Consider the following 21,342-nt stretch of genomic DNA (forward strand, 5'->3'; position numbering starts at 1 on the left):
ACCATGTCGGGGGACAGAATCAGGGGGGCCTTCATCGGCCTCGCCATGGGTGACGCCGTGGGCTGGCCGGCGGCCAGGCACCGGGCGGCCCTGCACGCGCCCTGGAGCCGCCGCCTGCACCGCGAGCTGGACGCGTTCGCCGAGGAGCACCGCGTCACCACGCTGCCGGTGCCGTTCGCGCTCAACCAGCCCGTCGCGCCGCTGCGCGTCGGCCCGTCCGACGACGCCGAGTGGCTGGCGTGGACGCTCCTGACGATCGACCGGCCGCGCGCCGAGGCGTTCAGGGAGCTCAGGGACGTCAGGGCGCGCATCTCCGTGGCCACGGCGCTGGACAACCTGGCCAAGGGCGTCGAACCTCCCGCCTCGGGGCACGACAACCCGCACCACTTCGACGACGCCGCCGCCGTCAGGGCCGTCGCGTACGGGGTCCTGGGGAGGGACCCCACCGAGGACGCCCAGGTGACGAACGCGGCGGACGGCGTGCTCGGCGCCCTGGCCATGGCCGCCGCGATCCAGGAGGCCGTGGAGTCGGGCCGGGCGGGGCGCGCCGTCGAGGCGGCGCTGGCCGTACTGCCGGCGGACACCGCCATCGGCCACAACGCCCGCCTGGCACTGGAAGCCGTCAGGAAGGCGGGCGACCCGTTCGGCGCGATCCCCGCGCTGGACGCCGCGCTGCTCGACCACGTCTACAGCTACGGCGTGGGCGCCGCGCAGACCGTCCCGGTGGCGCTCGCGCTGGCCGAGGCCGCCGCGGGCGACCTCACCAGGGCCGTCCCGGCGGCGGCCTGCCTGGCTCCGCTGGCCGACTCGGCACCCGCGCTCACCGGAGCGCTGGCCGGGGCGTGCGGCGGGTACGAGGCGATCCCGGAGGGGTGGACCGCCTCGGCCCGCACGCTGGCCGGCTGCTGCCTGCCTGACCTGGCGGGCCGTGATCTGATCGAACTACTGGAGGGAATCGCATGACGCCGCTTGAGGACAGAGCCACTGGCTGCGTGGCGGGGGCGGCGGTCGGTGACGCGCTGGGCGGCGCCACCGAGGGCTGGACTCCCGAGCAGATCGTCGAGCGGTACGGGGGCCGCGTCGAGGGCGTCGTGCCGCCGTTCAACGAGGACTGGCGCAACGCCCGCCCGATCGCCCCGTACCACAAGGGCGACGGCCACATCACCGACGACACGTTGATGACGCACGCCCTGATCCGCGTGTACGAGAAGGCCGGCGGCCACCTCGACGCGTACGCGATGGCCGAGCACCTGGTGCCCGAGCTGATGGGCGAGCGGCGCTGGATCCCCGAGCTGGAGGCCGAGGCGCTGCCCCTGCAGCGCATCTTCCTGGCCGAGAAGTGGATCGTGGCCCGGCTGCACTACGGGCACGCCGACCCGCGCGAGGCCGGCGTCGGCAACATCGTGAACTGTGGCGCCGCCATGTACGTGGCGCCCGTCGGCATCGTGAACGCCGCCGACCCCGACGCCGCCTACGCCGAGGCCATCGAGCTGACCGGGGCCCACCAGTCGAGCTACGGCCGTGAGGCCGCCGGCGTGATGGCCGCCGCCGTGGCCGAGGCCATGCGTCCGGGCGCCACCGCCGACTCCGTGGTGGCCGCCTGCCTGCGCCTGGCCAAGGACGGCACGAGGGCCGCCATCGAGGCCGTGTGCGAGACCGCCGCCGGGCTGGGGCACTGGGACGGCTCGTTCGAGGCGCTGCGCGCGGCCGTGCGGCCGTACGACACCGTCGCCGACACCTACCGAGATCAGGGGCTGGGCGCGCGCAGGCCGAGCCGGGTGCACAGCATCGAGGAGCTGCCGCTGGCGCTCGGGTTCCTGGTGATCGCCAAGGGCGACTTCCGCGACACCGTGCTGGGCGGGGTGAACTACGGGCGCGACGCCGACTCGATCGCCTCCATGGGCGGCGCCATCGCGGGCGCGCTCGGCGGGCTGGCCTCCGTGCCGCAGGAGTGGGTGGAGCAGGTGGGGGCGGCCAGCCGTACGGACCTGGTGGCTCCCGGGCTGGCCGTCGCGGAGGTGGCGCGCCGCGTGCACGCCGGCGACCTGGCACGGCGCCGCGCCCACGAGTCCGCCTTCGCCGAGCTCGCGCACGAGCACGAGCGCGCATGATCAGGCTCACCTGGGTCCAGCCGGAGGATCTCGTCGGCCACGAGCTGCGCCAGGCCGCCGAGGACGGCCGCGACGCGCGGAAGATCGCCGCCCGCTGGCACGCGGCCGGCGGGCACGACGCGCCGCCGCGCGCGGGCGCCTCGGAGCCGGGCGCGGCGCGGCTGCGGGGGCTGGCGGAGGAGCTGCTGGACGAGCTGGCGGCCATCCCGTCGCCGCTGCCCGAGCCGTCGGACCTGGCGGGCATCATCGCCGCCTGCCCCGGCTGGCCCGCCGCACCCCAGGCGGGCGTGGCGGTCGATCCGGCGCGGGTGCTCGGGGCGTGGCTGGGGCGGGCGGCCGGGTGCGTGCTGGGCAAGCCCGTCGAGAAGATCCCCAGGCAGGGCATCAGGGAGATCGCCGAGGCCACCGGCAACTGGCCGATCCGTGGCTGGTTCACCGCCGAGGGCCTGCCGGACGACGTCGCCCGCCGCTGGCCGTGGAACCGCCGCAGCGCCGTCAACTCCCTGGCCGAGAACATCGACGGCGTCCCCGAGGACGACGACCTCAACTACCCGCTGCTCGCCCTGACCCTCCTGGAGCGCCACGGCCGCGGCTTCACCACCGAGGACGTGGCCAGGCTGTGGCTCGACGAGCTGCCGGCGGGCCGGACGTTCACCGCCGAGCGCGTCGCGTACCGCAACCTCCTGGACGGCGTCGAGCCCCCGGCCACGGCCACCTACCGCAACCCGTTCAGGGAGTGGATCGGCGCGCTGATCAGGGCGGACGTGTACGGCTGGGCGAACCCGGGCGACCCGGCGGCGGCGGCCGAGCACGCCTGGCGCGACGCCCGGCTCACGCACACCGCGAACGGGATCTACGGGGCGATGTTCGCGGCGGCGATGTGCGCCGCCTCGATGGTGGCGACCTCCGCGGAGGAGGTGGTGCGGGCGGGGTTGTCCGTGGTGCCGCGGGGATCGCGGCTGCACGAGGCCGTCCGCCTGGCCGTCGCGGACGCCACGGGCGAGGCCGACTTCGAAACGGTCGTCGACCGCCTCCACGAGCGCCACGGCGCCCTGCACTGGGTGCACACGATCAACAACGCCGCCCTGGTGGCGGCCACGCTGATCCACGGCAGGGGTGACTTCACCGCCACGATCGCCGGAGCGGTCGCCGGCGGCTGGGACACCGACTCCGCCGGAGCGACGGCCGGGGCCGTGGCGGGCGCGCTGAACGGCGGCGTGCCGGAGCGGTGGCGCATGCGTGACAGCCTGGCCAGCAGCCTGACAGGCTTCGACGGGGTGGGTCTTGCCGAGCTGGCCACCCGTACTCAGGAGATGATGACGGCATGATCGCGGTTTTCGGCAGCGCCAACATGGACCTCGTCGCGTACGTCTCGAAGGCCCCGAACATGGGGGAGACGGTCAACGGGCACCGGTTCCGCACCGTACCGGGCGGGAAGGGCGCCAACCAGGCGATCGCGGCCGCGCGGGCGGGCGGCGAGGTGGCGTTCCTGGGGGCTGTGGGCGACGACGGGTTCGGCGCGGAGATGCGCTCCACGCTGGCCGAGGCCGGGGTCGACGTGCGCGGCCTGCGCCAGGTGCCGGGCCCCAGCGGCATCGCGCACATCGTGGTGGACGACGACGGCGCGAACTCGATCATCGTCGTCCCCGGCGCGAACGGCACCATCACCGGCCCCTCGGGCGAGGACCTGGCCGCGATCGCCGGGTCCAGCGCGCTGCTGCTCCAGCTCGAACTGCCCATGGCGGCGGTCGTGGCGGCGGCGCAGGCCGGCAACGTGGCCGGCGTGCCGGTCTTCCTCACCCCCGCTCCCGCCCAGCCGCTGCCCGCCGAACTGCTGGAGGCGGTCACGACCCTCGTGCCGAACGAGCACGAGGCCGCGGCCATCACCGGCGTCAAGGGGGCGGACGGCGCGCTGGAGGCGCTGCTGGAGCTGGTGGAGGAAGCCGTGATCACGCTGGGCTCCGACGGGGCGCTGTACGGGTCGCGGACGGGCGAGCGGCTGCGGGTGCCCGCAGTGAAGGTGGACGCGGTGGACACGACGGCGGCCGGTGACACGTTCGTGGGGGCGTTGGCGGTGGCCCGCGCCGAGCGGATGTCCGTGGCCGAGGCGCTGCACTTCGCCTCCACGGCGGCGGCGCTGTCGGTGCAGCGGGAAGGCGCCAGCACCTCGATGCCGGCCCGCCGCGAGATCGAGGACGCCCTGAGCTGACGGCGCCCGTCCGGCGGGAAACTCCTAGTCGTGCAGCCAGGCGAGCGTGACCGGGGCGCCGGGCCGGGCCCCGGCGAGCAGGCCGGGCACGAGGCCGGCCAGGCGGGGCGGGAAGACGCGCTCCCGCGTGGCCGCCAGCTCGGCGGCGCTCCACCAGCGGTGGCCCAGCTCCCACTCCTCCCGCTCGTAGTCCTCCAGCGCGGCGGGCACGACCGCCGCGGTCCGGACGCGGGCGAAGAAGTACGTGTGCACGGTGTAGAAGTGGCGGCCCTGGTTCGACCACGCGCCCTCGTTCGTGGCCACGGGGTCGCCGAGCGCGGCGGGGTCGAGCACGTGCCCGGTCTCCTCGTACGCCTCGCGCGCCGCCGCCTGGGCGGGTGTCTCGCCCGGCTCGATGCCGCCGCCGGGCAGGTGCCAGGCGGGCTCCCTGGGCCACGGGTCGGGCGGGATGAACCGGAACAGCAGCACCCGGTCGTCCGGGTCGGCCAGGATGACGCGTGCGGTCGGCCGCCGCGTTCGGGAGATCATCCCCAGGACGTTAGCAAGGCCGGTTCGGGCGGTGCCGTCAGGGCAGGTGAGGGGCTATGAGCAAGACACCCGATGAGCTGCCGGAAGCCGTGGGCGGGGTGAGCGGGGAGAGCGACGTGGTCGCCGAGCGCTCGGGCTCGGGCACCCCGCGCTCGCGCCGCCCGGTGCCCGCCGACCTGCCCGACGAGCAGGACGAGCCGGAGCCCGAGGAGGAGCCTGGCGAAGAGGACGACGAGATCCGCCCGGACGTGGGCCCCACCGGCTGAGGACGACCGGCACCGCCCCAGCGGCGAAGGCCGAGCGTGGGTCCCACCGGCTGAGCACGACCCCGGCGTGGGCACCAGCCCGGGCGCGGTGGTCAGGGATGCCGCCGCTGGAGCAGGGCGAGCGTCTGCTCCAGCTCCGTGCGCAGGATCTCCTCGGCCGCGGCGCCGTCGCCCCGCCGGATGGCCGCCACCAGCCCGGCATGCGTGTCGTGCCCGGTGTTGGGGTCGTGCTCGCGCAGAGCCAGCATCTCCACCAGGTCGATCAGCCGCTCCCGCAGCGCGGGCGCGAACTCGGCGAACAGGTCCGACAGCACCGGGTTGCGCGCCGCCGCCACGACCGCCGCGTGCAGCGCGATGTCGGCGTCCACGAAGGCCGCGTCGTCACCGGCCGCCGCCCGCTCGCGCCCCGCCAGCGCCGACTCCAGCGCCGCCACGTCCTCGTCGGTACGCCGCCCCGCCGCCAGCCGCGCCGCCTGGGTCTCGACGATCATGCGGACCTCGTACACGTCGGTGATGGCGGCCCGCCGCAGCCGGGCCGGCCAGTCCTCGGCCGGCTCGGTCGCGATCACGAACACCCCGGAGCCCTGCCGGGCCTGCACCAGCCCCGCCCCGGCCAGCGCCCGCAGCGCCTCCCGCACCGTCGAGCGGCCCACCCCGAGTGTCCTGGCCAGCGCGTTCTCCCCGGGCAGGCGCGTGCCCACCGGCCACTCGCCCTGCGTGATCTGCTCGCGCAGGTGCTCGGTGGCCTGCTCGACAAGGGGGCTGGGGCGGAGGGAGCCGAGCGGCATGGCGAGAAACCTCTCAGGTTGTCTGAGGACCTGTGTTGTGGTTAGTCTACCCGTCATGACGTCGTACGGTCGCCTGCTTCTTGGCCGCCGCGGCGGGGCCTGACCGGACCGGCACCCCGCCGCGGTGGTCGGGGTGCCTGCCGGTCCTTCCGTCACGACCGAGAGGGAAGAACACGTGTACGACTGGAACCGGCAGCGTCCCAGCAACATGCCGTACCACCGCTACCGGCCCGCCCACGAGCGCGTCGAGGTGCCGCTGACCGGGCGCGCCTGGCCGGGGCGGCGCATCACCGAGGCTCCGCTGTGGGTGCCCGTCGACCTGCGCGACGGCAACCAGGCCCTGGCCGAGCCGATGGACCCCGAGCGCAAGCGCCGCATGTTCGAGCTGCTCGTCGGCATGGGCTTCAAGGAGATCGAGGTCGGCTACCCCTCCTCCTCCCAGCTCGACTTCGACTTCATCCGCCACCTGGCCACCCCGGGCGTCGTGCCCGAGGACGTGACCGTGGTGGTGTTCACGCCCGCCAGGCACGAACTGATCGAGCGCACCTTCGCCTCGATCGAGGGCATGTCCCGCGTGGTCGTGCACCTCTACACGGCCACCGCCCCCACCTGGCGCGACGTGGTGCTCGGCCAGGACAGGCCCGCGCTGCACGCGATGATCAGGGACGCCGCCGGGCACATCGCCCGCCTCGCCGGTGACCGCGACATCCGCTTCCAGTTCTCGCCCGAGGTGTTCAACCTCACCGAGCCGGACTACGTCCTGGAGATCTGCAACGACCTGACGGCGCTGTGGGACGCCTCGCCGGACCGGCCCGTGACCCACAACCTGCCCGCGACGGTCGAGGTGGCCACGCCCAACGTGTACGCCGACCAGATCGAGTACATGCACCGCCACCTCGACCGCAGGGACGCCGTGATCCTGTCCGTGCACCCGCACAACGACCGCGGCACCGGCGTGGCCTGCGCCGAGCTGGCCGTGCTGGCGGGGGCGCAGCGGGTGGAGGGCTGCCTGTTCGGCAACGGCGAGCGCACCGGCAATGTGGACCTGGTGACGCTCGCGCTGAACCTGCACGCCCAGGGCGTCGATCCGATGATCGACCTGTCCGACATCGACGAGGTGCGCAGGGTCGTCGAGCACTGCAACCGCCTGCCGGTGCCCGAGCGCCACCCGTACGCGGGCGACCTGGTCTACACCGCCTTCTCCGGCACCCACCAGGACGCCATCAACAAGGGCATGGCCCACCACGCCAAGCGGGCCGCCGACCTGGGCGTGCCGCCGGAGCAGGCGCCGTGGGAGGTGCCGTACCTGCCGATCGACCCGGCCGACGTGGGGCGCGGCTACCAGGCGGTCATCCGCGTCAACAGCCAGTCGGGCAAGGGCGGCATCGCGTACCTGCTGCAGACCCGCTACGGCCTGGAGCTGCCCCGGCGGCTGCAGATCGACTTCTCCTCGGCCGTCCAGCGCGCCACCGACGGCAGCGGCGAGGAGATCACCGCCGAGCAGCTCTGGGAGCTCTTCCACGCCACCTACCTGGCGCCGGGGGAGATCGGCGCGCTGGCGGACTGGAGCACGGTGGAGACGGACCCGGGCGCGCACGAGTTCACCGGGACGCTGCGCAACGGCCGCCGCCTGAGCGGCACCGGCAACGGCCCGCTGTCCGCGCTGACCGCCGCGCTCGCCGGCGACGGGATCGACGTGGACATCCTGCACTACGCCGAGCACGCCCTGGACCCGGGGAGGGGCAGCCGGGCCATCGCCTACGTCGAGGCCAGGGTGAACGGCGCCACCCGCTGGGGGGCGGCCCAGGACACCTCGGTCCTGACCGCCTCGGTGCACGCGGTGCTGGCCGCCGTCCATCGGGTGATCTGATCTACGATCGTCGTCATGTTCGAAGCGGGTGCGGTGCTGGACGTGCTGGAGACGCTGGGGAAGGCGGGCTGCCAGGTCTGGGTCGCCGGCGGCTGGGGCATCGACGCCCTCGTCGGCCGCGTCACCAGAGAGCACGGCGACCTCGACCTGCTGCACCGCGTGGAGCAGGAGCCGATCGTGGTCGCCGCCCTGGAGTCGCTGGGATACGCCGAGCGCACGGAGGGCGTCGTGCCGGGGCGGCCCGCCCGCTTCGTCATGACCGGGCCGGAAGGGCGCGAGCTGGACCTGCACCCGCTGCACTTCGCGCCCGACGGCTCCGCGCTCCAGCGGCTCGACGACGACGGCGGCGCCTTCACCTATCCGGCCGGGGTCTTCGTCACCGGTGAGATCGGCGGGGTGCGGGTGCCGTGCCTGTCAGCGGCCCAGCAGGTGAGCTTCCACCAGGGTTACGCCCCGAGGGAGCGCGACCTGCTGGACATGGCGGCTCTGCGCGAGGCGTACGGGATCGCCACTCACTTCTGAGCGGCGGCGCCTGACAGGTGGGCGGCGCACTCGTCGCGGTAGCGCAGCGTGCGGGAGCGCACCTGCTTCGGGTCGGCCAGCACGGCCCGCGACACCGACGGCACGACCGCGTGGCGCACGGGCCCGAACAGCCGCGCCACGTCGGCCGGAGTGGCCCCCTGCGCGCCCAGCCCGGGCGCCAGGATGGGCCCGTTGAGGTCGTCCAGCGAGTGCTCGAGCGCGGGCAGCGTGGCGCCCATCACGACGCCGACGGGCCCGAAGGGCGCGTGCCCCGCGTTCGCCGCGGCGGCTCCGGCCAGCACCTGGCCGGCCACGGGCCGCTGCAGCCCGGCCGCCTCCGGGTTGGACGTGCGGGCCAGCACGAACACGCCCGCGTCGTTGGCCATCGCCGAGGTGATCGCCCCCTCCAGCGACCCGAACCCCAGGTAGGGGCTGAGCGTCACGGCGTCGGCGGCCAGCGGGCTGCCCTTGTCGAGGTACGCCTCGGCGTAGGCGGCCATCGTGCTGTCGATGTCGCCCCGCTTGACGTCGAGCAGCACCAGCGTGCCCACCTCGCGCAGGTCGGCGATGGTGCGTTCCAGGACGGCGATGCCGCGGCTGCCCCAACGCTCGAAGAAGGCCGACTGCGGCTTGACCACGGCCGCGACGTCGGCCACCGCCTCGACCACCGTGCGGCAGAACCGCTCCAGCGCGGCGGGGGAGTCGTCGAGCCCCCAGGTGTGCAGCAGGGCCGGGCTCGGGTCGATGCCCACACAGAGCGGCCCGCACGCGTCGAGCCTGGCTCGCAGGCGACTCCCGAACGACTCGTTCATCTCAGCGCTCCCGTGGGCGAAAGGTCCTCCGGCGACGATATGGTACGCGAGCCGCCGTTGCCTAACCGGTGCCTCACGGAGTCTTCCACGAGTGGCCCTGGGGGTAGATGAGCAGACATGTACGAGATCGCCCACCGCGTGCTGGCGCTGCACACCGATCCGCCACGGGACGTCGTGGTCACGGTCGGCGTGCCCTACGAGGAACCCACGGGCGAGTGGTCGTGCCCGTACCGGATCGACGGGCTCGACGGATGGGAGCACGAGCGGAAGGTCTCCGGGCTCGACTCGCTGCAGGCGGTCGAGCTGGCGATGATCACGGTCAGGGCGGCGGTGACCGGCTCGCACGAGGCCAGGGAGGGCCTGCTGGCCTGGGACGAGGAGCAGGCGGGCCGGCGGCCACGGACGGTGTACGTGAGCGTGGACCTCGCGCGGAACCTGGCCTACATCGCGATGAAGCACGAGATCGTGCCGGGCGAGGCGAGGCGCCAGGTCGTGGCGGAGGACATCGTCCTCGACTACGGCGACGCCGGGCAGCTCCTGGGCCTGGAGCTCACGGACGCGGCCACGCTCCTGCCCGCGGAGCTGCGCATCTGACCGGTCCCGCTTACCGGGACAGCAGCCAGCGCCAGCGCGGCAGCTCCATCACCACCGTCACCACGCCCAGCACGGAGACCAGCGCGGCGGCGAACGCGTGCCAGGCCACCCACGCCGCCGCCACCGCGGCCACGACGTGCAGGGCGACCAGCAGGATCGTCACGAAGCCCGGCACGGCGACGATCACGTGACGCTTGTCGCCCGGGGTGGAGAAGAGCGTGGGCAGCCCGATCAGCACGATCACCGACAGCACGGCCAGCGGCACGGAGGACGAGGCCAGCGCCCACGGCGTCGCGACCCACGCGACCAGCTCGGTGGCGAACCGGAAGGCGGAGGCGACCCGGTCGTCCGGGCGTGGGCTGGAAGGCACGCGCGTACCCTATCGCGCACCTCCTGAGTGATTCATCCACATAAGTCGCAATAATCGCTCCTGTGAGCACCGGAACCTTCCCCCGCATCGTGGCCACCGACCTCGACGGCACCCTCCTCACCACCGCGGGCACCGTCACCGCCCGCACCAGGCAGGCGCTCCAGGCGGCCCGCGCGGCCGGCGCCGAGATCGTCCTCGTCACCGCCAGGGCGCCGCGCGGCGTCGTCGAGATCGCCCGGCAGGCCGGCGTGACCGGCACCGCCATCTGCAGCAACGGCGCCATCGTGTACGACGTCGCGACCGACGAGATCACCGCCAGCAGCCCTCTCGCCCCCGGGACGGCCCGCGAGGTCATCCAGGCCCTGACCCAGGCGCTGCCCGGCGTCGGCCTGGCCGTCGAGACCGGCAGGAACGTGCTGGCCGAGGCCGCCTACACGCGGCGGGTCGAACACGACCTGGCGTCCTACCTGGAGGTGGAGTCGGTCTTCGACGGGGACAGGCCGATCGTCAAGCTGCTGGCCCTGTCGTCCGCGCACACGGCGGACGAGATGTACGCGGCCGTGGCGGGGGCCGTCGGCGACCTGGCGGAGATCACGTACTCGGGGATGGAGGGCATCCTGGAGATCAGTGCCGCCGGGGTGACCAAGGCCGTCACGCTGGACCGGCTCTGCGCGGAGCGGGGGGTGACGTCGGGGGACGTGGTGGCGTTCGGCGACATGCCCAACGACCTGGCGGTGCTGCTCTACGCGGGAGCCGGTTACGCGATGGCCAACGCCCATCCGGCGGTGCTGGCGGCGGCCGGGCACCGGACGCTGTCCAACGACGAGGACGGCGTGGCCGTGGTGCTGGAGAACCTCCTGGCCGGCCGCTGAGCCCGCCCGGCCGCCCGCCCGGCCGCCCGGCTGGCCGCCCGGCTGGGCGCCCGGGCGGGGACCCGCTTCGGGGCTCGCGTCGGTGCCTGCCGTGGTGCCTGCCTTGGTCCCCGCCTTGGTGCCCGCCCACCCCCGCGGGCGGGCACGGGCGGGCTCACGCGTCGTCGTCCGACACGCGGGAGGCGCCCTGGCAGGTGGCGGGGGACTTGCTGAGCAGCGGGACCACCCCGCCGCAGGTGCTCAACGGCAGCGAGACGGGCTCGACGATCTCGTCATTGAAGATGATCACATCGCCGATCAGCGGCGCCGGGCCCGCCTTCGCGCCGCCGCCGTCGTCGGCGGCGTACGCGCCCGTGCAGCAGAGCAGCGCCAGTGCGACGGCCCCGAGCCCCGCCGCGGCGGCGCTTCTCACCCCCATCCGGGCCTCCGGCCGTGGCGGCGCCACGCGCCGCATCGACCGCCTAGGCGGCCATCCGCTCCGGCTGCAACTGCCCTGGCCGCTCCGCACCGCCCGTGCCTTGCTGGGGACGGCCACCCTCCATGATGCGATCGATCGCGGCGAGCGCCAGCGCCGAGACGACGAAGGTCAGGTGGATGAGGGTTTTCCATATCAGCTCTCTGTCGGTGATGGTGGGCCTGGCCGCGTTGATGAAGATCTGGAGCAGGTGGATGGAGGAGATGCCGATGATCGCCATGGCCAGCTTGACCTTCAGCACGTTCGCGTTCACGTGGGAGAGCCACTGCGGCTGGTCGGGATGGCCCTCGATGCGCAGCCGCGAGACGAACGTCTCGTAGCCGCCGATGATGACCATGATGAGCAGGTTGGAGATCATCACCACGTCGACGAGACCGAGGACGATCAGCATGACGGTCGTCTCCGGCGGATGCCCGCCGAAGCCGAGGTGGGCCAGGTGCAGCAGCTCCGCCAGGAAGCGCCACACGTACACGACCTGAGCGACGATCAGCCCCAGATACAGCGGCACCTGGATCCAGCGGCTGAGGAACATGACATAGCCGACGCGCCCCAGCATCGTCCGTGGCCCGGCCGGCGAGTCGGCCACGGACAGCTGCGCGAGTCGCACTACGACGTCAGAAGATTCACGTGCTGGACCATGGTCTCCACGTTGACGAGCGGCGGACCGCCCGAGCCGAGACTGTCGAGATGGAGTGGTGGCGCGCCGCCGGCCAACGCCAGGGCGGCGATGGCTGCCAGGACTCGGACCTTCAACGGAACTCCTTGCTGCTGCTCTTCGGTTGCTGGGACGGGGCGGCGCGCCGATCGCGCCGCCCGCACCGGTGGTTCCGGTCGTCGAGGGGTGGTCCTACGCCGGTGGTCTCTGCCCGGCGGTCAGGGTGCCAGGCAGTTCACCCCGGGCACCTCGGCCGGCACGCCGGGAGCGGTCGGATCGACGAGATGGGTCACCTCGCCGACGGAGCCGGTGAGGCACTCCGTGACCATCATCGGATCGACGACGGCGTGCGCGGCGGGCGCGGCGAGCAGCGTCAGCGCGCCCGCGATGACGGCGGCGCCGGCGATCCTGCGGGGAGTGAAGAGCATGGAACCTCCTGGGTGACGGTAATGAACAACCCTCGACTAGCTACCCAGGGTAGTGATTCGGTAACACTCGGTTTATGTAAAGTGTTGCATGCGCTTGACATTCACGGCGCGGGCTCGTAGCGGTCCTGCGCGGCCATGACCTCGTCCGCGTGGTGGAACGCCCACTCGCCGAACGCCTCGATCGGGCCCAGCAGCGAGCGGCCCAGGTCGGTCAGCTCGTACTCGACCCTGGGCGGCGCCTCGGCATAGGCGCGACGCGCGACCAGGCCGTTGAACTCCAGGCGGCGCAGTGTCTCGGTCAGCACCTTGACGCTGATGCCGCCGATCTCCTCGCGCAGCCGTCCCGGGCGGCGCGGGCCGTGGCGCAGCGACCAGACGACGACCGCGTTCCAGGTGTTGGTCATCAGGTCGAAGGCGAGTCTGGCCTGGCAGTCGGCGAGGAACAACGGGGGCCTCCGTTAGGCACCGGATGGTGTGTGTCGGGACTCCTAGAGTCCACGTGTTCCAGTAAAGCCCTTTCACGACGGAGGACGGACATGAGGATCGGGATTCTGGGCGCGGGCGGCATGGCGGACGCGCTGGGCACGCAGTGGGCGCGGGCGGGCCACGAGGTGATGGTGAGCGGGCGGGACCCCGGGCGGAGCGCGGCGCAGGCGGCCCGGATGACCGCCGGGGCGGGCGCGGAGGTGCGGGCCGGGAGTTTCGCGGAGGCTGCCGGGTCCGGGGAGGTCGTGGTCGTCGCGGTCAGGGAGGAGGGCCTGCTCGACACGCTCCAGGCGGCCGGGGCGGCGCTGCGCGGCAAGGCGCTCATCGACGTGACCAACGCCAACCCCATGGAGTACGACCTCACGCGCTCCCACGCCCGGCTGATCGGCGACGTCACCGGAGGGCACGTGGTGAAGGCGTTCAACCTGTGCCACGTGGACGTGTGGCGGATGACGCCGCCGGTCTTCGACGGCAGGCCGCTGGCGGTGCCGCTGTGCGGTGACGACCCCGGCGCGCTGGCGGCGGCCCGCACGCTCGTCGCCGGCCTGGGCTGCACGCCGGTGGACGGCGGCGGCCTGGGACGGGCGGCGCTGCTGGAGGCGACGGCGGCGTTCATGATCGGGCTGTGGTTCGGCGGCGCCGACGCCCAGGCCGTCCTCCCGCCTCTCGCCTCCTCGGGCACCCACGAACCGGCCTGACCGGGGCACGGCCTGACCGGCGGGACGGCGAGGACCTGGACGGGGCCGCGCCGGGTGGGCCGTGCCTGGTGGGGCGCGCCGGGTGACGTGACGGAGGCGGGTGGTCAGGACGGGTGGCGGGCCAGGTGGTCGGCGCGGCGGACGGGCTCGGGGAGGCGGTAGCGCGGGGTCAGGCGCAGGACCTGGTCCGTGGCGACGTCCAGGGTGATGCGGTGGCCCTGCGAGACGTACACGGGCTTGATCTCCCGCTGCGTGCGCAGCGCGCGGCCGACCGTTGCGCCGTCGTGGACGATCGGCGTCCAAGCCCCCCGCCCGGGCCCGGGCGGCTCGTGCGTGCCGACGAACGGCGTCTTGCCCACACCCAGCGCGGGCAGCCCGGTCAGCACGCCCAGGTGGCAGGCCAGGCCGAAGCCGCGCGGGTGCGCCAGGCCGTACCCGTCGCAGACCAGCAGGTCGGGCGTCACCGTGAGCCGTTCGAGCGCCGACACCAGCGCCGGCAGCTCGCGGAAGGCGAACAGGCCCGGCACGTACGGGAAGGCCGCCTCCCCGTGCGCCACCACCTCCTCCACCGCCTCCAGCGTGCCGGCGTCGAGCACCACCACCGCGGCCGTCAGCTCGTCGTCCCCGTGATAGTGCACGTCCAGCCCGGCCACCAGCGCGAACGTGTCCGGCCCTGTCAGCTCGACCTGCCCGCGCAGCCGGTCCTGGACGGACTCCGCCTCGGCGACGGTGGAGGGCCACGGGTGAAGCTGCTTCACATGCACCTGGCCTAAGGTATCCCCATGTGTGATGTCCTGGTGATCGTCGGTCCTGGGGTGGTGGCGGACGCCGGGCTGCTCGGCGAGATCGCCCGCCGCGAGTTCGCCGTGCTGGGGGTGCGGGGAAGGCTCGTCCACGCGCGGGACACCGCTCACGTGAGGTCCCTGATGCGCGAGGAGGCCGTGGTCGTCGTCGTGCCCGCGCCGGGCAGCGAGGCCACGACCCTGATCAGGCAGCCGCCCGGGGCCGGGGTGGTGGTGCCGGTGGACCTCGACCGGGTCGAGGGCGCCCGGCACATCCACGGTCGCGGGATCGCCGGGCTGGCGTGGGGGATCCGGCACGCCGTCCATCGGGCCCGCCACCCGGACGTGCGGCGGATCGCCTACGGGCCGTCCCCGGAGCAGTGGGGTGACCTGTACCTCCCGCAGAGCGAGGACAGGGTGCCGGTCGTGGCGCTGATCCACGGCGGGTACTGGCGGTCGATCTGGGCGGCCGACCTCATGGAGGCGCTCTGCGCGGACCTGGCGGGGCGTGGGTTCGCGGTCTGGAACCTGGAGTACCGCCGCCCGGACCTGCACGGCTGGGCCGCCACCACGCACGACATCGCCACCGGCCTGGCCGCCCTCGAAGAAATCGGCCCCGCCACGGCGTCGGGACCGGTCATCGCCGCCGGTCAGGGCGATGGCCCCGCCGCCGCGCGGGAATCGGCGGTAGCGGCCGGTCAGGGCGGCGGTTCCGGCACAGCGCCGGGAGCGGCCGGTCAGGGCGGCGGTTCCGGCACAGCGCCGGGAGCGGCCGGTCAGGTCACCCGGCGGCAGCCGGCGCTCGACCTGGACCGGATCGCCGTGGCCGGGCACTCGGCGGGCGCCCAGCTCGCGCTGCGTGCCGTGGCCGACGGGGCACGCGTGGCCCTGGCGGTCTCGCTGGCGGGCGTGCTGGACCTGGCCGAGGCCGACCGCCGCTGGCTCAGCCACGGCGCGGTCGCCTCCGCCCTGGGTCACGGCGACGCCCCCGGTCACGGCGACGCCACCGGAGACGGCGGCGTCCCGGGCGGCGGCCGTGCCCCCGGCGACGCCCTGTCAGGAAGCGGGCTGCGCGCCTCCTCCCCCCTGCTCCGCCTCCCCCTGGGCGTCCCCCAGCTCGTCGTCCAGGGCGGGGGTGACGACGTGAACCTGGTCGACTTCTCCCGCCGCTACACCGCGGCCGCCCGCCGGGCGGGCGACGAGGTGACGTACCTGGAGCTGCCCGGCGACCACCAGGACGTCATCACCCCCGGCACCCCGATCTGGCAGGCCACGGCCCAGGCCATCACCGCCGCCCTCACCTAGACAACCCCCGTCCCCCGCCGTACGAAGGAGAGATGGAGGTCACGATCGTCGGCGCCGGGCTGGTCGGCTGCCTGCTCGCCTGCTACCTGGCCCGCCGCGGCCACCACGTCACCCTGTACGAACGCCGCCCCGACCCCCGCGAGCGCGGCCCCGACCGCGGCAGGTCGATCAACCTGGCCATCTCGCAGCGCGGCATCGACGCCCTGCGCCGCCTCGGCCTCGACGGCAAGGTCCTGCACGCGGCGCTGCCCATGGCCGGCCGGATGATGCACGCCCCCGACGGCGCCCTGACCTTCCAGCCGTACAGCGCCGACCGGTCGCAGGCGATCAACTCGATCGGCCGCGCCGACCTCAACAGGGAGCTCCTGGAGGCGGCGAGCGCGCAGCCGGGCGTGGAGGTGCGGTTCGGGTGCCGGCTGACCGGGCTGGACGAGCGTACGGGGCGGTTGCGGTTCGAGTCGGGGGAGGAGGCCGCGGCCGGGGTGGTGATCGGCGCGGACGGCGCGCACAGCGCGGTGCGGGCCAGGCTGCAGCAGCTCCCCGGCGTGAGCTTCAGCCAGGAGTACCTGGACTACGGTTACAAGGAGCTGTCGATCCCGGCCGGGAACGGCGAGTTCGTGATGGATCCCGGCGCGCTGCACATCTGGCCGCGCGGACGCTCCATGATGATCGCCCTGCCGAACCCTGACCGCTCGTTCACCTGCACCCTGTTCTGGCCGCACGACACGCTCGCCGCCCTCGACACGCCGCAGCGGATCAGGGCGTACTTCGCCGAGCACTATCCCGACGCGTTCGGGCTGATGCCCGACCTGGTCGCCGACTACCGCGGGAACCCGGTCGGCCACCTGGTCACCATGCGCTGCTCGCCGTGGCACGTCCGCGCCGGGGACGCCGTGGTCGGGCTGGTCGGCGACGCCGCGCACGCCATCGTGCCCTTCTACGGGCAGGGCGCCAACTGCGGCTTCGAGGACTGCGTGGAGCTCGACCGCTGCCTGGACGAGGCGGGCGACGACTTCCCGAGGGCGCTGGAGCTGTTCGAGCGGCGCAAGGCCGACACCGACGTGATCGCCAGGCTGGCGCTGGACAACTTCGTGGAGATGCGCGACAAGGTCGGCTCCCGGTTGTTCCTGGCGGGCAAGCGGGTGGAGCACGCGCTGGAGCGGGCGCTGCCGGGCTACGTCTCGCGCTACGAGCTGGTGTCGTTCTCGACGACCCCGTACTCCCGGGTGGAGCGGCGGGTCGCCTGGCAGCGGCGGATCGTGGGGGCGGCGGGTGCGGCGCTCGTGGCGCTCGTGTTCGCGGCGCGTCGCGGCCGGGGTCTGGTGCGCGGGCCGGAGGGCGACTGACACTGTGGGCATGCTGTCGTACTCCAGCGCCACCGCCGACACCCCGCTCCTCGGCGAGACCATCGGCGCGAACCTCGAACGCACCGTGGCCCGCTTCGGCGACCGGGAAGCCCTCGTGGACGTTCCCGCGGGCCGCAGGTGGACCTACACGCAGCTCAACGCCGACGTCGACGACCTGGCGAGATCCCTGCTGGCCAGGGGCGTCGCGAAGGGCGACAGGGTGGGCATCTGGGCGCCCAACAGGGCCGAGTGGGTGATCGTCCAGTACGCCACCGCCAAGATCGGCGCGATCCTGGTCAACGTCAACCCGGCCTACCGCACCCACGAGCTGAGGTACGTGGTGGAGCAGTCGGGCATGCGCCTGCTGATCAGCGCCCTGGCGCACAAGGGCAGCGACTACCGGGCCATGGTCGAGGAGATCGGGTTCACGGACGTCGTCCACCTGGACGACCCGAGCTGGGACACCCTGACCGCCGCCAAGGCGGATCCGGCGGAGCTGGCGGCCCGCGCGGCGGAGCTGTCGTCCGACGACCCGATCAACATCCAGTACACCTCCGGCACCACCGGCTTCCCCAAGGGCGCGACGCTGTCGCACCACAACATCCTCAACAACGGCTTCTTCGTCGGCGAGCTGATCCACTACACCGAGAAGGACCGGGTGTGCCTGCCGGTGCCCTTCTACCACTGCTTCGGCATGGTCATGGGCAACCTGGGCGCGACCTCCCACGGCTCCTGCATCGTCATCCCGTCGCCGGGCTTCGACCCCGAGGCCACGCTGCGGGCGGTGGAGGAGGAGCGGTGCACGTCCCTGTACGGGGTGCCGACGATGTTCATCGCCGAGCTCGCGCTCGCCGCGAAGTTCGACCTGTCGTCGCTGCGCACGGGCATCATGGCCGGCTCGCCCTGCCCGGTGGAGGTGATGAAGAGGGTCGTCGGCGAGATGAACATGCGCGAGGTCGCCATCTGCTACGGCATGACCGAGACCTCACCCGTGTCCACGATGACCAGGTCCGACGACGACCTGGCCCGCAGGACCGAGACGGTCGGCCGGGTGATGCCGCACGTCGAGGTGAAGATCGTGCACCCGGAGACCCGGCTCACCGTGCCCAGGGGCGAGCCGGGCGAGCTGTGCACGCGCGGGTACTCGGTCATGCTCGGCTACTGGGACGAGCCGGAGAAGACGGCAGAGGCCGTGGACGCGGCCCGGTGGATGCGCACCGGGGACCTGGCCACCATGGACGACGACGGCTACGTGAACGTGGTCGGCCGGATCAAGGACATGATCATCAGGGGCGGCGAGAACGTCTATCCGCGCGAGATCGAGGAGTTCCTTTACGGGCATCCCGACATCGCCGACGTCCAGGTCATCGGGGTGCCCGACGAGCGGTACGGCGAGGAGGTCATGGCCTGGGTGATCATGCGTCCGGGCACGGAGCCGCTGACGGCCGAGCGGGTCAGGGAGTACTGCGCCGGCCGGCTGGCGCACTTCAAGATCCCCCGGTACGTGCGCGTGGTGACGGAGTTCCCGCTCACGGTGACCGGGAAGATCAGGAAGGTGGAGATGCGGGCGCGGTCGGTCGAGCTGCTCGGGCTCCAGGGCGCGGACGCCGTACGGAACGCCTGACGGCCGAACGAGGCGGGTGCGCCCGCTCAGACCGCGGCGGCTTCCCGCGCGGCGGCGAAGGCGGCGACGAGCGCGGCGAAGCGGCCGGTCACCGTGCGCCAGACCGGCGTGGAGACCGGCTCGTCCGCCACCGCCCGCGCGTACACCTCGTCGGGGTCGAACCCCTCCGCCCGCCACTCCCGGATGCGCGCGGGCAGCACCTCCGGATGGAACTGCACGCCCCACGCCCGCTCGCCCACCCGGAACGCCTGGTACGGGCAGCTCCCGGTCTCGGCCAGGTGCACGGCCGCGGCGGGCAGGCGGGTGACGGCGTCCTTGTGGTGCTCGATCGCGGGCACCACCGGCGGCAGGCCGTGGAAGAGCGGGTCGGCGGCGGCCTCGGGCCTGATCGTGACCGGCAGGCTGCCGTTCTCCGGCGCGCCCGCGTCACCCAGCACCTCACCGCCGGCCACCTGCGCGAGCATCTGCCCGCCGAGGCAGATGCCGAGCACCGGCACCCCGCCGGCCAGCGCCTGCCCCATCAGCCGCCGCGCGTCGCGCAGCCACGGGGCCCGCTCGTCGTCGCCGGGCAGGTAACCGCCGCCGAGCATGATCATGGCGTCGTGGCCGAGGCGGCCGGGCAGCGGCGCGCCCGCGTGGGCGGGCACGACGTCGAGCGTGAGGCCGCCCTCCTCCAGCCAGCCTGCCATCCGGCTGAGGCCGCCGCTCGTGCTGTTCTGGACGACGAGGACGTCAGCCATCGTAGGCCTCCTCCATGAGATCGAGCAGGTGTTCGTCCACGTCCTCGACGCGGGTGAGCTTGAAGAAGTGCCAGACGTGACCGTCCGGCATGGGCAGCGCCCTGGAGACCAGCGCGTGCTCGGCCCGCCGGGGGAGCAGCAGCGCCAGCGACAGGCTGCGGGCCTTCGGGCGGATCTCGGCGAACTTGCGCTCGCTCTTGAGGAACACCCCGACCCGCACCGCGTCCTCGTGGACGGGGCCGAGCCCGCCGACCAGCCGGTCGTAGATCTCCCGGTAGACCGGCGGGTGCGGCGCGAACGTCTCCTCCACCGTGCAGCCCGGCACGCACACGTGCGACTGCAGGGTGCGGGCGAACTCCCGGTCGCACTCGGGGCAGACCCAGCGGGTCACGCGATCACCGGCCGGCCAGGGCGGGTCACGGCAGGTTCGCCGCCCTGGCGGTGTGGCGGAGCAGCAGGGCGGTGGTGACCGGGCCGACGCCGCCCGGCACCGGGGTGAGCGCCCCCGCCACCTGCGAGACCGTCTCGAAGTCGACGTCGCCGGTCAGCCCGCCGTCGTCGGTCGGGTTGGTGCCGACGTCGATCACCACCGCGCCCGCCGCCACGTGCCCGGCCCCGATCAGCCCGGCCCGCCCGGCCGCCGCGACCAGCACCTCGGCCTGCGAGGTGACGGCCGCCAGGTCGCGGGTGCGCGAGTGGCAGACGGTGACCGTGGCGTGCCGGTCGAGCAGCAGGTGCGCCAGCGGCTTGCCCACCACCGTCGAGCGGCCGACCACCACGGCCCGCCGCCCCGCCAGCTCCACCTCGTAGTGGTCGAGCAGCGCCAGCACGGCCGCCGCCGTGGCGGGCGGGAACGCGGGCAGCCCCGCCGCCAGCCGGCCGAGCGAGAGCGGGTTGGCGCCGTCGACGTCCTTGCGCGGATCGATGGCCGCGGCCAGCTCCTGCGCCGAGGCGCCGGGAGGCAGCGGGGTCTGCAGCATGAGGCCGTGGACCTGGGAGTCGGCCGACAGCCTGGCCAGCGTCTCGCCGATCTGGCCGGGAGCGGCCCCGGGGCCCAGGTCGACCACGTCGCAGGCGACGCCGACCCCGGCCGCGGCCTTGGCGATCGAGCGGACGTACCACAGGCTCGCCTCGTCGGCGGTGGCCACGACCACGGCCAGCCGGGGCTGCGCGCCCGCAGCGGCCTCGGCCTGCGTCTGGGCCCTGATCGCGGCGGCCAGGTCCTTGCCGGTCAGCGTCTTCAAGAGATCTCCTCGCGTACCTCGGCGGTCACCCAGTCTGCCTTGGCGACGGCCGCCTCCACGCCGGAGACGCGGATGTTCAGCTCCTCGCGTACCCGCTCGTCCTTGATGCCGCGCAGGTTGATCTCGACGTTCACCCTGGCCGTGGTGAGTGCGGCGCGGGCGGCCTCGGCGGCGGCGGCCACGTCGGTGACGACGTTGCGGTTGCCGATCGGCAGCAGCAGCTCGCACAGCTCGACCACGCGCGCGGCGGCCTCGATCACCCGGGCGGGCGGCTCGGCCGCGCCCTTCAGTGCCCTGGCGATGGCGGCGCTGCGCTCCTCGCCCTTGGGCAGCCGGTAGGCGTCGGTGACCGCGGTGAAGGCCGCCGCGTCCTCCTCGGCCAGCCGCAGCGACCGCGCCCGCAGGGTGTCGGTCTCGGCGATCACGGCGACGACGGTCTCGGCGTGACCGGCGTACTTCTCACCGGTGGTGTAGCGGGCCACCATGCCGAGCAGCGCGGCGGCCTGCGCCGCGTGCAGGGCCGCCGTGGCTCCGCCCCCGGGCGCGGGCACCCGGTCGGCGAGCTGGTCGAGGAAGTCGACGATCTTCAAGTCGCGCATGGCCGCATTCTGTCAGGC

The 21,342-nt window shown here is 73.8% G+C and carries 27 protein-coding genes; 13 read left to right on the forward strand and 14 right to left on the reverse strand.

Translation table 11 applies throughout. From position 1 onward, the window contains the following. Positions 1–3: 3 nt before the first annotated feature. The 4 genes from HD597_RS09555 to rbsK are packed head-to-tail and all read left to right on the forward strand — an operon-like array spanning position 4 to position 4,320. Entirely contained in the window at positions 4–963 is a 960-nt protein-coding gene (locus HD597_RS09555) for an ADP-ribosylglycohydrolase family protein (RefSeq protein WP_253741583.1), read from the forward strand. Beyond that, entirely contained in the window at positions 960–2,111 is a 1,152-nt protein-coding gene (locus HD597_RS09560) for an ADP-ribosylglycohydrolase family protein (protein ID WP_253741585.1), read from the forward strand. Before HD597_RS09555 ends, HD597_RS09560 begins: the two co-directional genes overlap by 4 nt. Then, complete coding sequence (locus tag HD597_RS09565; RefSeq protein ID WP_253741588.1) at positions 2,108–3,439, forward strand: ADP-ribosylglycohydrolase family protein; 1,332 nt, start codon at positions 2,108–2,110, stop codon at positions 3,437–3,439. The genes HD597_RS09560 and HD597_RS09565 overlap by 4 nt, the downstream gene beginning before the upstream one ends. Next, positions 3,436–4,320, forward strand: coding sequence for a ribokinase (rbsK, locus tag HD597_RS09570; RefSeq protein ID WP_253741590.1), 885 nt, complete (start codon positions 3,436–3,438; stop codon positions 4,318–4,320). Before HD597_RS09565 ends, rbsK begins: the two co-directional genes overlap by 4 nt. Positions 4,321–4,344: 24 nt before the next feature. On the opposite strand, the gene HD597_RS09575 is transcribed toward rbsK, so the two are convergent. Further along, complete coding sequence (locus tag HD597_RS09575; RefSeq protein ID WP_253741591.1) at positions 4,345–4,848, reverse strand: NUDIX hydrolase; 504 nt, start codon at positions 4,846–4,848, stop codon at positions 4,345–4,347. Between the two features lie 56 nt (positions 4,849–4,904). Between HD597_RS09575 and HD597_RS09580 the strand changes: the two genes are divergently transcribed. Further along, positions 4,905–5,114 carry a hypothetical protein gene (locus HD597_RS09580; protein WP_253741594.1) on the forward strand — a complete coding sequence of 70 codons (210 nt, stop codon included), beginning with the start codon at positions 4,905–4,907 and terminating at the stop codon, positions 5,112–5,114. A gap of 92 nt (positions 5,115–5,206) precedes the next feature. Here the strand turns inward: HD597_RS09580 and HD597_RS09585 are convergent, their stop codons facing one another. Further along, on the reverse strand, positions 5,207–5,902 hold the full coding sequence (locus tag HD597_RS09585) for a FadR/GntR family transcriptional regulator (RefSeq protein WP_253741596.1): 696 nt from the start codon (positions 5,900–5,902) through the stop codon (positions 5,207–5,209). 208 nt (positions 5,903–6,110) lie between these two features. Here HD597_RS09585 and HD597_RS09590 point away from each other — a divergent pair, with 208 nt between their 5' ends. Together HD597_RS09590 and HD597_RS09595 are read left to right on the forward strand one after the other, a co-directional pair. Next, positions 6,111–7,772 carry a 2-isopropylmalate synthase gene (locus HD597_RS09590; protein ID WP_253759297.1) on the forward strand — a complete coding sequence of 554 codons (1,662 nt, stop codon included), beginning with the start codon at positions 6,111–6,113 and terminating at the stop codon, positions 7,770–7,772. A 15-nt stretch (positions 7,773–7,787) separates the two neighbouring features. Beyond that, positions 7,788–8,294, forward strand: coding sequence for a nucleotidyltransferase domain-containing protein (locus HD597_RS09595; RefSeq protein WP_253741598.1), 507 nt, complete (start codon positions 7,788–7,790; stop codon positions 8,292–8,294). Here HD597_RS09595 and pyrF read toward each other — a convergent pair. Then, entirely contained in the window at positions 8,285–9,106 is an 822-nt protein-coding gene (pyrF, locus tag HD597_RS09600) for an orotidine-5'-phosphate decarboxylase (protein WP_253741599.1), read from the reverse strand. The genes HD597_RS09595 and pyrF overlap by 10 nt on opposite strands. A gap of 117 nt (positions 9,107–9,223) precedes the next feature. Here pyrF and HD597_RS09605 point away from each other — a divergent pair, with 117 nt between their 5' ends. Beyond that, complete coding sequence (locus tag HD597_RS09605; RefSeq protein ID WP_253741601.1) at positions 9,224–9,700, forward strand: DUF6968 family protein; 477 nt, start codon at positions 9,224–9,226, stop codon at positions 9,698–9,700. A 10-nt stretch (positions 9,701–9,710) separates the two neighbouring features. Here the strand turns inward: HD597_RS09605 and HD597_RS09610 are convergent, their stop codons facing one another. Then, positions 9,711–10,070: a hypothetical protein gene (locus HD597_RS09610; protein ID WP_253741603.1), complete on the reverse strand. Its 360-nt coding sequence runs from the start codon at positions 10,068–10,070 to the stop codon at positions 9,711–9,713. Positions 10,071–10,132: 62 nt separating this feature from the next. Between HD597_RS09610 and HD597_RS09615 the strand changes: the two genes are divergently transcribed. Next, complete coding sequence (locus HD597_RS09615; protein ID WP_253741605.1) at positions 10,133–10,942, forward strand: HAD family hydrolase; 810 nt, start codon at positions 10,133–10,135, stop codon at positions 10,940–10,942. 154 nt (positions 10,943–11,096) lie between these two features. On the opposite strand, the gene HD597_RS09620 is transcribed toward HD597_RS09615, so the two are convergent. The 5 genes from HD597_RS09620 to HD597_RS09640 all read right to left on the reverse strand — a co-directional run bounded on the left by HD597_RS09620 (position 11,097) and on the right by HD597_RS09640 (position 12,946). After that, complete coding sequence (locus tag HD597_RS09620) at positions 11,097–11,360, reverse strand: hypothetical protein (protein WP_253741607.1); 264 nt, start codon at positions 11,358–11,360, stop codon at positions 11,097–11,099. A gap of 43 nt (positions 11,361–11,403) precedes the next feature. Next, positions 11,404–12,024: a TIGR00645 family protein gene (locus HD597_RS09625; protein ID WP_253741609.1), complete on the reverse strand. Its 621-nt coding sequence runs from the start codon at positions 12,022–12,024 to the stop codon at positions 11,404–11,406. Next, complete coding sequence (locus HD597_RS09630; RefSeq protein ID WP_185103138.1) at positions 12,024–12,170, reverse strand: hypothetical protein; 147 nt, start codon at positions 12,168–12,170, stop codon at positions 12,024–12,026. Before HD597_RS09630 ends, HD597_RS09625 begins: the two co-directional genes overlap by 1 nt. A gap of 120 nt (positions 12,171–12,290) precedes the next feature. Further along, positions 12,291–12,500, reverse strand: coding sequence for a hypothetical protein (locus HD597_RS09635; protein WP_253741611.1), 210 nt, complete (start codon positions 12,498–12,500; stop codon positions 12,291–12,293). A 101-nt stretch (positions 12,501–12,601) separates the two neighbouring features. Continuing rightward, positions 12,602–12,946, reverse strand: a complete 345-nt coding sequence (locus HD597_RS09640) for a winged helix-turn-helix transcriptional regulator (protein WP_253741612.1) — start codon at positions 12,944–12,946, stop codon at positions 12,602–12,604. Positions 12,947–13,036: 90 nt separating this feature from the next. Here HD597_RS09640 and HD597_RS09645 point away from each other — a divergent pair, with 90 nt between their 5' ends. Next, positions 13,037–13,684: an NADPH-dependent F420 reductase gene (locus tag HD597_RS09645; RefSeq protein ID WP_253741614.1), complete on the forward strand. Its 648-nt coding sequence runs from the start codon at positions 13,037–13,039 to the stop codon at positions 13,682–13,684. 104 nt (positions 13,685–13,788) lie between these two features. Here the strand turns inward: HD597_RS09645 and HD597_RS09650 are convergent, their stop codons facing one another. Continuing rightward, on the reverse strand, positions 13,789–14,448 hold the full coding sequence (locus tag HD597_RS09650; protein WP_253741616.1) for an endonuclease V: 660 nt from the start codon (positions 14,446–14,448) through the stop codon (positions 13,789–13,791). A gap of 18 nt (positions 14,449–14,466) precedes the next feature. On the opposite strand from HD597_RS09650, the gene HD597_RS09655 reads away from it, so the two are divergent. From HD597_RS09655 to HD597_RS09665, 3 genes are read left to right on the forward strand one after another with little or no spacing between them, the layout of a single operon-like run. Continuing rightward, complete coding sequence (locus tag HD597_RS09655) at positions 14,467–15,771, forward strand: alpha/beta hydrolase (RefSeq protein ID WP_253741618.1); 1,305 nt, start codon at positions 14,467–14,469, stop codon at positions 15,769–15,771. Next, complete coding sequence (locus HD597_RS09660) at positions 15,729–17,117, forward strand: FAD-dependent oxidoreductase (RefSeq protein ID WP_345694482.1); 1,389 nt, start codon at positions 15,729–15,731, stop codon at positions 17,115–17,117. The genes HD597_RS09655 and HD597_RS09660 overlap by 43 nt, the downstream gene beginning before the upstream one ends. 10 nt (positions 17,118–17,127) lie before the next feature. Continuing rightward, entirely contained in the window at positions 17,128–18,741 is a 1,614-nt protein-coding gene (locus HD597_RS09665) for an AMP-binding protein (RefSeq protein ID WP_253741621.1), read from the forward strand. Between the two features lie 26 nt (positions 18,742–18,767). On the opposite strand, the gene HD597_RS64340 is transcribed toward HD597_RS09665, so the two are convergent. From HD597_RS64340 to HD597_RS09685, 4 genes are read right to left on the reverse strand one after another with little or no spacing between them, the layout of a single operon-like run. Further along, entirely contained in the window at positions 18,768–19,481 is a 714-nt protein-coding gene (locus HD597_RS64340) for a type 1 glutamine amidotransferase (protein ID WP_276082868.1), read from the reverse strand. Beyond that, a complete protein-coding gene (locus HD597_RS09675) occupies positions 19,474–19,872 on the reverse strand; it encodes a DUF5655 domain-containing protein (RefSeq protein ID WP_253741623.1) in 399 nt (132 codons plus the stop codon). Before HD597_RS09675 ends, HD597_RS64340 begins: the two co-directional genes overlap by 8 nt. A gap of 25 nt (positions 19,873–19,897) precedes the next feature. Next, positions 19,898–20,725 carry a bifunctional 5,10-methylenetetrahydrofolate dehydrogenase/5,10-methenyltetrahydrofolate cyclohydrolase gene (locus tag HD597_RS09680; protein WP_253741625.1) on the reverse strand — a complete coding sequence of 276 codons (828 nt, stop codon included), beginning with the start codon at positions 20,723–20,725 and terminating at the stop codon, positions 19,898–19,900. Beyond that, positions 20,722–21,324: a cyclodeaminase/cyclohydrolase family protein gene (locus tag HD597_RS09685; protein ID WP_253741627.1), complete on the reverse strand. Its 603-nt coding sequence runs from the start codon at positions 21,322–21,324 to the stop codon at positions 20,722–20,724. The genes HD597_RS09680 and HD597_RS09685 overlap by 4 nt, the downstream gene beginning before the upstream one ends. Positions 21,325–21,342: the final 18 nt, after the last annotated feature.

Origin of the sequence: Nonomuraea thailandensis, from assembly GCF_024172165.1 — a bacterium.
Lineage (GTDB): Bacteria > Actinomycetota > Actinomycetes > Streptosporangiales > Streptosporangiaceae > Nonomuraea > Nonomuraea thailandensis.